Source organism: Paraherbaspirillum soli, assembly GCF_042654985.1.
GTDB lineage: Bacteria > Pseudomonadota > Gammaproteobacteria > Burkholderiales > Burkholderiaceae_D > Paraherbaspirillum > Paraherbaspirillum soli.
In genome coordinates, this window is record NZ_JBHSMT010000029.1 from 170,760 (window position 1) to 184,213 (window position 13,454).

The 13,454-nt window shown below is 54.1% G+C and carries 9 protein-coding genes; 5 read left to right on the top strand and 4 right to left on the bottom strand.

What is annotated here, in order from left to right; all coding sequences use genetic code 11:
* Nucleotides 1-50: 50 nt before the first annotated feature.
* The 4 genes from ACFPM8_RS18385 to ACFPM8_RS18400 all read left to right on the top strand — a co-directional run bounded on the left by ACFPM8_RS18385 (nt 51) and on the right by ACFPM8_RS18400 (nt 4,399).
* A complete protein-coding gene (locus ACFPM8_RS18385) occupies nt 51-671 on the top strand; it encodes a Maf family protein (protein ID WP_378999674.1) in 621 nt (206 codons plus the stop codon).
* Nucleotides 668-2,131, top strand: coding sequence for a ribonuclease G (gene rng / locus ACFPM8_RS18390; protein ID WP_378999676.1), 1,464 nt, complete (start codon nt 668-670; stop codon nt 2,129-2,131). Before ACFPM8_RS18385 ends, rng begins: the two co-directional genes overlap by 4 nt.
* Nucleotides 2,132-2,148: 17 nt before the next feature.
* Nucleotides 2,149-3,120 carry a glycosyltransferase family 8 protein gene (locus ACFPM8_RS18395; protein WP_378999677.1) on the top strand — a complete coding sequence of 324 codons (972 nt, stop codon included), beginning with the start codon at nt 2,149-2,151 and terminating at the stop codon, nt 3,118-3,120.
* A 229-nt stretch (nt 3,121-3,349) separates the two neighbouring features.
* Complete coding sequence (locus tag ACFPM8_RS18400) at nt 3,350-4,399, top strand: glycosyltransferase family 9 protein (RefSeq protein ID WP_378999679.1); 1,050 nt, start codon at nt 3,350-3,352, stop codon at nt 4,397-4,399.
* Nucleotides 4,400-4,465: 66 nt separating this feature from the next.
* On the opposite strand, the gene ACFPM8_RS18405 is transcribed toward ACFPM8_RS18400, so the two are convergent.
* The 4 genes from ACFPM8_RS18405 to dnaE form a co-directional block, all read right to left on the bottom strand.
* On the bottom strand, nt 4,466-5,590 hold the full coding sequence (locus ACFPM8_RS18405) for a glycosyltransferase family 9 protein (RefSeq protein WP_378999681.1): 1,125 nt from the start codon (nt 5,588-5,590) through the stop codon (nt 4,466-4,468).
* Between the two features lie 69 nt (nt 5,591-5,659).
* Nucleotides 5,660-7,417 (bottom strand): lipid A export permease/ATP-binding protein MsbA, encoded by a 1,758-nt coding sequence (gene msbA, locus ACFPM8_RS18410; RefSeq protein WP_378999683.1) that lies wholly within the window; start codon nt 7,415-7,417, stop codon nt 5,660-5,662.
* Nucleotides 7,414-8,661 carry an O-antigen ligase family protein gene (locus ACFPM8_RS18415; protein ID WP_378999685.1) on the bottom strand — a complete coding sequence of 416 codons (1,248 nt, stop codon included), beginning with the start codon at nt 8,659-8,661 and terminating at the stop codon, nt 7,414-7,416. The genes msbA and ACFPM8_RS18415 overlap by 4 nt, the downstream gene beginning before the upstream one ends.
* Nucleotides 8,662-8,984: 323 nt before the next feature.
* A complete protein-coding gene (dnaE, locus tag ACFPM8_RS18420; protein WP_378999687.1) occupies nt 8,985-12,452 on the bottom strand; it encodes a DNA polymerase III subunit alpha in 3,468 nt (1,155 codons plus the stop codon).
* Between the two features lie 97 nt (nt 12,453-12,549).
* Here dnaE and ACFPM8_RS18425 point away from each other — a divergent pair, with 97 nt between their 5' ends.
* Nucleotides 12,550-13,431 carry a sulfurtransferase gene (locus tag ACFPM8_RS18425; protein ID WP_378999689.1) on the top strand — a complete coding sequence of 294 codons (882 nt, stop codon included), beginning with the start codon at nt 12,550-12,552 and terminating at the stop codon, nt 13,429-13,431.
* Nucleotides 13,432-13,454: the final 23 nt, after the last annotated feature.

Here is a 13,454-nt window from a genome sequence, read left to right on the forward strand (position 1 = left end):
GCAATAATCGCGGGGAAGAATTGTTTACGAATCAGCCCTGGCCGCCAGCAATGAAAAACACGCATCCAAAAATATATCTTGCTTCAAAAAGCCCGCGCCGCCGTGAATTGCTGCGCCAGATCGGGGTCGATTTTGAATTGCTGATGTTGCGCGAAAAACCGCCGCGCGGTCCCGATGTCGACGAACATGTTTTACCGGAAGAATTGCCTGCCGTTTATGTCGCCAGAGTCACCATGGAAAAAGCCCGTTGCGCGCACCAGGTAATGCTTTGGCGCCGCCTGCCGGCAAGGCCTATCCTTACTGCCGACACCACGGTCACGATTGATGGCAAGATCCTGGGCAAGCCGGCTAACAAGAGCGAAGCGGCTGCAATGCTGCGCCTGCTGTCGGGACGCAGCCATCAGGTGCTCACCAGCGTCGCGGTCATCCATGACGAGCACGCGTGGCAATCCACGCAAATATCGGATGTCTTGTTTCAAGCATTGACGGAACCGATGATCGAAGCCTATTGCAATACCGAAGAACCTTACGACAAGGCCGGCGGTTACGGGATTCAAGGACCGGCAGCCATTTTCATCGAAAGCATACGCGGCAGTCATTCCGGGATCATGGGGCTGCCCTTGTTCGAAACCGCACAACTACTACAACAGGCAGGAATCCGCATTCTATGAGCGAAGATATCCTCATCAATATCACTCCCCAGGAGACCCGGGTCGCAGTCATTTTCCAAGGAGCAGTGCAAGAACTGCATATCGAGCGCACCTTGTCGCGCGGCCTGGCCGGTAATATTTATCTCGGCAAAGTGGTAAGGGTGCTGCCCGGCATGCAGTCGGCATTTATCGACATCGGACTGGAGCGCGCCGCTTTCCTGCACGTCGCCGATATCTGGGAGACCCGCTCGCACGATGGCCAGGCCGCGATCCAGACACCGATAGAGAAAATGTTGTTCGATGGCCAGTCGCTGACGGTACAAGTGGTCAAGGACCCTATCGGCACCAAGGGCGCACGACTGTCGACCCAGATTTCGATTGCCGGCCGGATGCTGGTCTATTTGCCGCAGGATCGCCACATCGGCATTTCGCAACGGATTGAAAATGAAGCGGAGCGCGAACTGTTGCGAGGCAAGGTGCAAAAAATGTTGCCGGCCGAAGAAAAAGGCGGCTTCATCATCCGCACCATGGCCGAGGACGCCTCCGAGGCCGACCTGCAAATGGATATCGAGTATTTGCGCAAAACCTGGTCATCCATCACCCAACTGACAAAAACCAATCCGGCGCCAACGCTGCTGCATCAGGACCTGAGCCTGGCGCAGCGGGTCCTGCGCGATTTTGTCAGCGACGAGACCGCCACGATTCAAGTGGACTCGCGCGAGAATTTCCAGAAGCTGCAAGAGTTCACAACCAGCTACACGCCATCGGTCACCGCACGGCTGATGCACTACACCGGCGAACGCCCGCTGTTTGATCTGTATGGCGTCGAAGAAGAGATCCAGGAAGCATTGAGCCGTCGCGTGCCGCTGAAGTCGGGCGGCTACCTGATCGTCGATCAGACCGAGGCCATGACCACGATAGACGTCAATACCGGCAGCTTCGTCAATGGCCGCAATTTCGACGACACCATTTTCAAGACCAATCTGGAAGCGGCGCACGCCGTCGCTCGCCAGCTCAGATTACGCAACCTCGGCGGCATCATCATTCTCGATTTCATCGACATGGAAAACGCCGAGCACAAGGCTGCGGTGCTAGCCGAATTGCACAAAGCCCTGCAACGCGATCGCACCAAAAAATCGGTATCCGAATTTTCCGCGCTGGGCCTGGTGGAAATGACGCGCAAGCGCACCCGCGAGTCGCTCTCCCATATCCTGTGCGAACCATGCCCTGCCTGCAACGGCAAAGGCCAAGTCAAAACCGCGCGCACCATTTGCTATGAAATTCTGCGCGAAGTGCTGCGCGAAGCCAAACAATTCAACCCGCGCGAATTCCGAATTCTGGCGTCGCAAGTGGTAGTCGACATGTTCCTCGAAGAAGAATCGCAACATCTGGCCATGCTGGGCGACTTCATCCATAAACCGATTTCGCTGCAAGTGGAAACGGTTTATCCGCAGGAGCAGTACGACATTATTCTTATGTAGGTTTTTCGGATAGATCAATGAATAGCTCAGTAACCCAAACACCGACGGCGCCCGCCAAGGACCAGTCGTTCCATATCGCGTTCTGTGTCGACGACCACTATTGCCGCAGCATGGGGGCGACCATCACGTCCATCATCGACAACACACCCGGCGTTGCTTTTACTTTCCATGTATTCGCGTTTTCACTGTCGGACGACAACCGCAAGCGCTTCAAGCAACTGGAAGACAAGTATCAGGTCAGCACCCATATCCACATCATCGATCCGGCGGTGTTCCAGAAATTCGCGCACATCTCGCAGTTCTCCTACTATTCGCCCACCATATTCACGCGCCTGCTGATCCCGTCCACCTTGCGCGGCATCACCGACAAGGTGCTGTACCTGGACGCAGATATCCTGTGCGTGGGCAGCATGGCCGAGTTGATCCAAATGGACTTCGGCGATAGTGCGGCGATTGTCGTTCCCGACGCCGATGAAACCACCAGACGACGCTGTGCTGCGCTGCAATTGTCATCGCAAAAATATTTCAACTCGGGCGTGATGTTTATGAACGTCGATACCTGGGTGTCCAGGGAAATCACCGAGAAAACCATTCTCGCCATTCTGGAAAACGGCAAGGATTACAGATTCCCCGATCAGGATGCACTCAATGTCGTGCTGGAGGGGCAAGTGCAATTCATCGACCGCAAATGGAATTTCCTGTACGACCTGATCCATGACCTGGAAAAAGACAAAAGACAGATGCGCGCCGTGGGCAACGCCGTGTTCATTCACTTTGCCGGCGCGGTAAAACCGTGGAACGACTGGTGTCTGCATGAATCGAGAGACTTGTTTGTCAAATACCACGCACTGTCGCCTTGGGCCGATGTCGCGCTCGATAAAGCGCCAAGGAACTACAAAGAGATGAGAATGTTCTCGCGCTTCCTGATGAAGCGGGGACAGGTGCTGGATAGCTTCAGGTGGTACATGAAGTATCTTGCTGCGAGATAAGCATTTGCGCGCCTGAGTTGCCAAGACAATCCCGAAAGCAAGAGATCAAAATGACTTGTATTAAATAGGGAATTCACCCAATGGATATGGCACTATTTTCAAGTGGGCCACTCCATACAGGGAGAGAATGAACTCCCGCAAAACGACGGCGCAACAGCAGAGCCAGCTCAATGCCGGCAGCCCTGGCGCCTAGTTATAAATTTCAAATTACTTCGTTAATCGATTCAAAATGGCAATAACCAGCTCGCACGTACTGATCTGTCGCACCGATAACATCGGCGACGTCGTACTAACGCTACCCATTACCGCTCGGCTCAAGCAGCTAGACCCATCCATCAAGATCAGCTTTTTATGCAGGGCCTACGCAGCTTCCGTCGTCAGACATTGTCGAAGCGTCGACGAAGTCGTCGAGCTTGAAAGTTTTTTGCCTAGCCCTGCCGATTATTTTGCAAAATCCGGCGTCGATACCGTCATCTTTGCGCAACCGGATCGACACTTGGCATTTGAAGCATTCAAGGCGCGCGTCCCGAACCGCATCGGCAATGCCCGTCATAAGCTCTATCAGCTGTTTTATTGCAACCGCCGGGTACGCTTCAAGAAAGGAACGTCGGAATATCATGAAGCTCAACATAATTTCGAATTCCTGCGCCCTTTCGGCATCGACACCATCCCGGAACTTGCCGCGATCCCGGCGCTGTACGATTTCGACATCCCGCAGATTCAGAAAGTAAAGCAGTTATTTCAGCAGCATCCGTTCAATCTCATCATCCACACGAAGTCAAACGGGCATGGCCGTGAATGGCCGATTGACCATTACACGACGCTCGCCAAGCTATTGAGCAAGGACCAGAATATCCAGTTATGGCTAACGGGAAGTCCCGCTGAAGGACAGTGGCTGGCGGAGAATGCAGCAGAACTTCTGCAACAGCCTAATGTAAGCAACGTCTGCGGCAAGTTCACCCTGGACGAACTCACCTCATTCATCCAATCCGCCGATGGCCTGATTGCCAGCGGCACCGGGCCGCTGCATATTTCTGCGGCCTTGGGGCAACGCACGCTCGGTTTATTCCCGCCAACTCGCCCGATGCATCCCGGCAGGTGGGCGCCGCTAGGAAAGCGGGCACAAACATTATGTCTATCGACCAGTTGTGTCGGATGTAAAGATAGCAAGGCGGCCAGTTGCGACTGCATGAGAAATCTTGCGCCTGGCTCTGTGGAAGAAATCGTTTTGCAATGGCTCGCAGAGGCACAAGGCGCCAACGCCCAGATCAATGCGTAAGGAAGCCTTCCAATAGATGGAGTCAGCCGTCGCCAAATCTGTGCCGACGGCTGACGCCACATTTCGCTAGGCTTGGGGCAAGACCTCGATCACTTGCGTAACCGTAATTGCCTTCACCCAGTCCCTACGATTAAGAGTGGTAACGACTGTGCTGTGGTCTTTATCGATCGGCGCCCACTCGGGATTTTTCTGGCGCATCAACGCGATGACAGGGACATGCACGGCATTTGCCAAATGCATCACGGCCGTTTCGACCGAGATAATCAGATCGCACTCACGCAAGATTGCCGGCAACTGGAAAAAATTATCCTGGGCGCTAAACAGCTGGAAATGATCCAGTGTTTGAGCCGCAAAAAATTCTCTGGCATGCGCCATTTCTTCAGGCACCACATTCATCACAATACGCGTGTCGCGCCAGTCGTCCTGCTTCCTTAACGCCGTCACGAGCTCCAAGACACGCTCCAGCGGCCAACAACGCTTCTTGGTTTTAGCGTATGGATTAATGAAAACCAGCCTGGGCTGCTGTTCGGATGACTCGCTATTGCTCGTCATCCCCCATTTGATCAACTGCTGTTTGGCATATTGCTCCCACTGCGTCGGAATCCGCACAAACGGAAAGCGCGACAAGGTCGTGGTTTCAATTCCAAACAAGCGCTTAAACCAGGCGGCATAAACATCGCTAATATGCACACCTGCTTGTGATACGCGGTCGGGATCGAAAGCTGCATCCAGTTTGCGATAAGCGAGGTGCTTATGGAGTGCAAAAAATCCGGCCGGCTTTTTCATGCCAACCACCAAGCCGCGCGGACTGATTTCGCGCGCCAGTGCAGCATACATCGGTGGCCGTAAGGTCGACAGCGACACTACCAGCGGATATTCCTGCTGCTGCGCCTCAATGATCGATTGCTGAAACAAGACAGGGCTATATGTTTGGGTGTACACCTTGGCGACAAAAGGACACTCGGCCAGCCAGTCATAAAGCGCGTATTTCTTTAAATACTCCCAGGCCGCGGCGCGATTGGTACGACGCACCTCATCCACCCAGATATGAATTTTGATGTGCGGATAAGCTTCCGAGAAAGCCTGAAAGCAATTTTGCAGATAAGTAAAATCGCCCAGCGCAAGATGGGCAATGAACAAAATCTTGTCCGCTTTTTTTAATACGTCGTCTGAAACCAGTTGTGTAGCCATGAAGTGATTGATGGTCGTATCTCGATTTACCTAAGCGATCTCAAGCGATCGCGCCCAAGATCATGCGTATTACATCTCTACGTTGATTGCTTCCTTGGAAAACTGGAGCCGATACAAATTGGCATATGCACCCTGCTTATACAGCAATTCGTCATGTGTACCGATTTCGACGATACTCCCGCCGGACAACACGACGATGCGGCTGGCTCTTTCGATAGTTGACAGTCGATGTGCGATCACGAACGTCGTGCGGCCTTGCATCAGCTGATCCAGCGCCGCTTGCACCGCACGTTCAGATTCGGTATCGAGTGCTGAAGTCGCCTCATCCAGGATCAGGATAGGCGCATCCTTGTAAATGGCGCGCGCCATTGCCAGACGCTGGCGTTGACCGCCGGATAGGCGCGAACCGTTATCACCTATCTGCGTCTCCAGGCCTTCCGGCAAACCGGCAATCATATCCGTCAGATATGCCGCCTTGGCCGCGGCTTCTATGCGCGCTCGATCCGGACTGCTGTCGCCGTACGCAATATTGGCCGCGATCGTATCGTTGAACAATACGACGTGCTGGCTCACCATGGCTATTTGCGCGCGCAAGCCAAGCAAGGAAATATCTTCGATCGACTGGCCATCCAATAGAATCCTGCCACTGGTCACCGAATAAAACCCTGGGATCAAATTAACCAGCGTCGACTTCCCGCCGCCCGACATGCCGACAAACGCAATCGTTTCGCCCGGCTCTACGTTCAGGTTAATGCCGTTAAGTGCCGGCTTATCCTGGCCAGGATAAGAAAAACTGACATCGATAAAATCGATCTTGCCGTGCACGCGCTCAGTCAGCTGCCTACCGTTGCTGCGCTCGACTGGGCTATCGATAAGCGTAAAGACCGCTTCAGCCGCCGCCATGCCGCGCTGTAACGGGCCGTTGACCTCTGCCAGTTGCTTGAGCGGGGCCAGCAATGCAATCATCGCGGTAAAAAACGAGATGAAGCCGCCGGGCGTGATCTGATTGTGGCTCGATTGAATCAACGCCATCATGATCATCACCGACATCGCGCATGCAGTCATGATTTGCGTTACCGGCACCGTCGCAGCAAAGGTGCTGGCCAACCGCATACTATAGCGACGGATGTGCTCGGCGGACTGCTCAAAGCGCCTCTTTTCATAATCCTGCCCGCCGAAAATCTTGATAACCTGTTGCGCCCGCGTAGTTTCTTCGATCACCTGGGTCAGTTGCGCATTGACGTCCAGCGCATCCTTGTTCAGCTTCTTCAAACGCTTGCCTGTGGTACGCACCACCAGCGTCATCAGCGGCATAAGCACCAGCGCAACAATCGTCAGACTCCAGCTGATATACAACATGTAAGCCAGCAAGCCCGCGATGGTCAGGACACAGCGCACGATCGAAGTGAACAGCTTGCTGATCATGTCGATGATCTGCTGAACTTCGAACATGATCGAATTAATCACCCGTCCCACCGAGTGGGTCGCATGGAAATCAATCGGCACGTTCAAGATGCGATTGAACATTTGCCGACGCAGTGTATTGAGCACGCGACTGGACACCCAGTTGGTCATGTAAGTGGTTAAAAATGTCGACGCTCCGCGCGCAACAAAAGCCCCGACCACAGCGACCGGAACCATCCACAACGGAAATCTGGGTTTTGTGACAAAACCGTCATCCAGCAATATCTTGAAAATATAAGCAACCAGCGGTTCGGTCGCGGCAGTGACGATCATGCCGAGAAATGCCAGGAACAAACGCTTTTTATAGGGGCGATGAAGGATAGCGAGACGTTTGAAATACGTTGAATACGATGATGCAGTCATGGATCAGTCCGCTTAAGTTCTTTTTTTCGTTTTATGATGCAGGCCAGAAATGTCGCCACGCTCATGCTGTAAAACCCTCCCAGGACCGTCCAAAAGAACATCAGGTCGGTAAGGCCGTAAATAAAAAAGCCAAGACAAAGAAGCAATCCCAAACCCGCGGCAGTTCTTATATCGTCGTCGGCATCACGAATGTCCCGCATAAAGTAATACGCCGGAACACAATAAATTGACACGCTTGCCAGAAATCCAAATATCCCCAGGATAGTCGTATTGAATAGAATTTCATTGTGCGAATGCGCCAAAGATGCCGCCGCAGGAGTAATCACTTTACGGGATACCAGTTCGTTCAGACCACTACTAAAATTCTCCCGGCCGATACCAACGACCGGATGTTGCTTGAACAATATCCACGATGCATGCCAGAGCTGGAGCCGGATACCCGTCGAGGTATCGACATTTTGGCCACTAACGAAAAGGCTGATTTCTGATTTCGTTTCAGCCAATCTGGTTTGAACGGCACTGCTGAAAGTGAAGATCCCCGCCAATACGGCAAGCGATAAAACCGCAATCGCCAATTTATGCCGAATGCGAATATTCCCAAAAAACATAAACATGAAAGCAAAGAAAAATGGAATTGCAATCCAGCTGCCTCGGGTTTTTGCCAACAAAGTGGCATATAAGCCGACGCAGCACGCCAGCACTTTCACGACGAATATGACTTTTTGGCGACGTTCATTCCAGCCGAATGAAATTAATGCCATAGCCCCTAACAATAGCGCTATGTTGGAAAAAGCGATGGTGGATAAAAATCCCACATTGCCAAAGCGATCAATTCCGCCTTCTGTAATGACGTAGGTTTTTATTACCGCCGCGAACACGCCAACCACGAAAGCCCACTGTACATTCTTCAGGTGACGTAGAGGAACGCTCAAGATTATCCAGAAAATCGGCGCAAACACTGCAAGCCGAACTGCCCTGTCATACTGCTTGACTGCAAAATCCCCGCTGACGATCTGATTCAGAAAGACCGCACAGAATAATGAAGCCATTGCCAGATGAAGCGGCCAGTACTGTTTTAACAGTTGGCCAAAACTTGTCTCCATCGGTTTGTAACGGCAAACAAGAGCAACAATACTGCAAACGAAAAGTAAATATAAACACGCATTACCCGCATTATGCAAAACGATCGATAACGCAGGGAACAATGCTATGGCGATAATTACGGGCCATTTAATATAAGACAACTCTCTTCTCCAAATTCAAACTGTAAGGCACCTCGAAAAACCTACTGCAGGGTTTTGCAAGCCCGGCAATCTCAGGGCTGCGATGCTCGCCGTACCTCAGTACGGCTGTGCCTCTCTCCCGACCTTGAGCCGCTCGCTACGGTTTCGAGATACCCGATAGCTACGACCCCGAATACCTGTTAACGGTGTGTAGCCGTAAAACGTTAGCTGGTGCCGATGTAGCTCGGAAACCGGAGATATCTCAGGTCAAGGATGATTTCAGGCACGTAGGAAAGTCACGAGACAGCGGATCGCATCCAAGCAATAAGATCGCAAACAGGTTCTTAATACTCCACCATCACGGATTCTTTACCTAGTTTCTCCACTAGTGAACTCTGCAATCCATCGCTGGGCGAAACCCGCCATTGATCGCTAAACAATATCTCGCAACCGATGCCGCCGCCGGTATAGCGTACAGTCAGGGGCAATCCGCTTTCAGAGCGATGTGGCGTCAGGACACTCTTGAGTTGCGTCGCATCGATCCGCGGCTCGGAAGAAGACAGCGACAACACGAATTGCCGCCCATACTGAATCCGCGCCGCAGCGATATCCATCACCTTTTCGGCCGACACGCGCAAACCGCCGTTGAAGCGATCTTCCGAGACCTTGCCCTGCACCACCAGGAATTCATCTTCCTTGAAGAAAGCCTTGTTCGGTTCGAACTGCTCGCTATATACGGTGACATCGACCGTAGCGCTGCCGTCATCGAGCGTGACGATCATCATCTTTCCGCGCTGGGTCATTTGCGCGCGCAAGCCCGAGATGATGCCTGCCAAAGTGCGCGGTTCACGCGACGGTTCGAGGCTGCCCAGCGGCGTGCGGGCAAAACGGCGCGCTTCGGCAGCGTAGGCGTTGAACAAATGACCTGACAGATAAAATCCTAACGCGATTTTTTCTTCAGTCAGTTTCTGCTTGTCGGTCCATGGCGTTGTCTGCACGTATTCCATCGGCGCTTCGAGATCGCTGTCGTCGCCGCCGAACAGGCTGACCTGGTTGGCCGACGCCAGCTTCTGGTCGGCAGCTTCCATCGCGCGTCCGACCGATGCCAGCAAAATGCCGCGATCGACGTTGAAGCAGTCGAACGCGCCGGCCCGTATCAGCGATTCGATGGTGCGCCGATTGATCTGGCGTTTATCGACGCGCAGGCAGAAATCGAACAAATCGACAAACGGTTTTTCCTTCCGTGCAGCAACGATCGCCTCGATCGCATTTTGGCCGGAGCCCTTGACCGCCCCCAGGCCGTAACGGATGAAGGTCGCTTTTTTCCCGGGCTGCCCTTCCGGCGTAAAGCGGTATTCCGACAGATTGATGTCGGGCGGCAGCAAGGTCAGTTTGCACACGTCCAGTGCGTCTTCGACCAGGATCTTGACCTTTTCCGTATCGTCCATCGCCAGCGACAAGTTGGCGGCCATGAAGGCGGCAGGATGATGGGCTTTCAGGTACGCGGTGTGATACGACAACAGGGCGTATGCGGCAGCGTGCGATTTATTGAAACCGTAGCCGGCAAACTTTTCCATCAAGTCGAAAATCTCGTCGGCCTTGGCTTCGGACAGGCCATCCTTGGCCGCACCGTCGCGGAAGATTTGACGATGCTCCGCCATTTCTTCGGCCTTTTTCTTACCCATCGCCCGCCGCAGCAAATCCGCGCCGCCGAGCGAATAGCCGCCGACCACCTGCGCCATCTGCATCACCTGCTCCTGATACACCATGATGCCGTAGGTTTCGGACAAAATGCCTTCGGTGCGCGGATCGGGATAGTCGAAACGCTCGCCGTGCTTACGTTTGCAAAAATCGGGGATCAGGTCCATCGGACCCGGACGATACAGCGCCACCAGCGCGATAATGTCTTCGAAACGGTCGGGACGCGCATCTTTCAACATGCCTTGCATGCCGCGGCTTTCCAGCTGGAACACGGCGACCGTTTTAGCGGCGGTCAGCAAGTCATACGATGCCCGGTCATTCAGCGGCAATTTCTCCAGGCTGAAATCGGCCATCGCCGGATCGAGCTGCTTGATGTAGCGCACCGCCCGATCCAGGATCGTCAGCGTGGTCAAGCCCAAAAAGTCGAACTTGACCAGACCGACCGCTTCGACGTCGTCCTTGTCGTATTGCGACACCACGCCGGCATCGCCGCCTTGCGTGTACAGCGGACAGAAATCGGTCAGTTTGCCGGGCGCGATCAAGACGCCGCCGGCATGCATGCCGATGTTCCGCGCAATCCCTTCGACCTGTTGCGCGAGGTTGAGCAGCTGCTTGACCTCTTCCTCGTTTTCCAGCCGCTCCGCCAGCAACGGTTCCTCCTGGATCGCATCGGCAATCGTGACATGCTTGCCCGGCTTGAATGGAATCAGCTTGGACACGCCGTCGCAGAACATGTAGCCGAAATCGAGCACCCGTCCGACATCGCGGATGGCGCCCTTGGCCGCCATCGTGCCGAAGGTGGCGATCTGCGACACCGCTTCTTTGCCGTACAGATCCTTGACGTGCTGGATCACGCGGTCGCGGCCCTCCTGGCAAAAGTCGATATCGAAGTCGGGCATCGAAACCCGCTCAGGATTCAGGAAGCGCTCGAACAGCAGGTTGTATTTGAGCGGGTCCAGATCGGTAATCTGCAACGAATAAGCGACCAGCGAGCCGGCGCCGGAACCCCGTCCGGGGCCGACCGGCACGCCATTTTCCTTTGCCCAGCGGATAAATTCGGCAACGATCAGGAAGTAACCTGGGAAACCCATCTTGATGATGGTGTCGGTTTCAAATTTCAGACGATCCTGATAACGCTGGCGTTGCTGCTCGCGCTTGGTCTCGTCGGGGAACAAATGCACCAGACGGGCTTCCAGCCCTTCCTGCGATTGCTGCACCAGGAACTCGCCAATCGTCATGCCGTCCGGCGTTGGAAAATCCGGCAGCTTCGGCTTACCCAGTTGCAGCGTCAAATTGCAGCGCTTGGCAATTTCAATCGAGTTTTGCAGCGCCGCCGGCATATCGGCAAACAGCGCCACCATCTCGGCCTGGGTCTTGAAGCACTGCTGATCGTTGAAGCGCCGGACTCTTCGCGCATTGGCCAGCATTTCGCCTTCGGCGATACAGGTACGCGCCTCATGCGCGATGAATTCTTCTTTATTCAGAAACTGGGTCGGGTGGGTCGCCACCACCGGCAACTGCAGCTTGGCCGCCAGCGCCACCGCCTGCCGCACGTGCGGCTCCATATTGGGTTGTTCGGCGCGCTGGATCTCGATATAAAAATTATCCGGGAAGATGCGCGCCCAGCGCGTTGCGCAACGTTCTGCGGCAGCCAGATTGCCATTGTCGATGGCGATCCCGACATCGCCAAAGTGCGCGCCGGACAAGGCGATCAATCCATTGCCGTTGGCTTGATGCTGCAAGGCTTCCAGCCATTCGGCGCGAATTTCAGCACGGCCGCGGTGCAGATTCTCCAGCCAGGCTTTGGACAGCAATTCGCATAATTGCAAATAGCCGGCACGGTTCTTGACCATCAACAGCAGGCGCGACGGCTTGTCGCGCTCATCGTCGTTGGTGATCCAGACGTCGCAGCCGATAATCGGCTTGACGCCTTTGCTGCGTGCGGTTTTGTAAAATTTGACCATGCCGAACAGGTTGGCCAGGTCGGAAATGCCAAGCGCCGCCTGGCCGTCCTTGGCTGCGGCTTTCACTATGTCGTCAATGCGCACCAGGCCATCGACAATGGAATACTCGGAGTGCAGGCGGAGATGGGTAAATTGCGGTGTCGTCATGGGCGGTATTTTACCCGACGCCCCTGCCACTATTGGGCAATCATGCGGTCGACGTTTATAATACTGAGAAATCAACGACTTACAGAGAAATCAGCTTATGCAGTCCAGTCATTCCTACGTCAATATCGCCGCTTATAAGTTTGTGACATTCGAGGACACGGAACAAAAACGTCCTGAATTTCTTGCAATTTGTAAGCAATTGCAACTAAAAGGCACGATCCTGCTTACTCCTGAGGGAATCAACCTGTTCCTGGCCGGCTTGCGCGAGCAAATCGACCAATTTCTGCTCTGGCTGCGCGCCGACCAGCGTTTTTCCGACCTGCAAGTGAAGGAAAGCTATTCCGAAAAGCAACCGTTCACCCGCATGCTGGTCAAGCTGAAAGCGGAAATCATCACGATGAAGCATCCACTGATCAAGCCGGAACTGGGCCGCGCGCCGGCAGTGGAAGCCAAGACCCTGAAGCGCTGGCTGGACCAAGGACATGACGATAACGGCCGCCCGGTGGTGATGCTCGACACCCGCAATGCTTTTGAAGTCAATGTCGGCACGTTTAAAGACACGATCGATTACCGCATCGAAAAATTCAGCGAATTCCCGGCCGTGGTTGCCGAGCACAAGGAAGCATTGGCAGACAAAACCGTGGTGACCTTCTGCACCGGCGGCATCCGCTGCGAAAAAGCGGCGATCCACATGCAAAATGTCGGCTTCGACAGCGTCTATCAGCTGGAAGGCGGCATTCTCAAATATTTTGAAGAATGCGGCGGTGCCCACTACGACGGCGATTGCTTTGTATTCGACTATCGGACCGCGCTCAATCCGCAATTGCAGGAAACCGCCACCGCGCAGTGTTACGCCTGTCGTGCAGTGGTGACGCCGCGCGAGCAATTGTCTCCGCAATACGTCGCCGGCAAGTCGTGCCCGCATTGCGCGTCGGAAAACAGCTCTGGAACCACAGGAGCAGCGACTGCGGCGCATTGACCGCCATCTATCGCGCTCCTCAA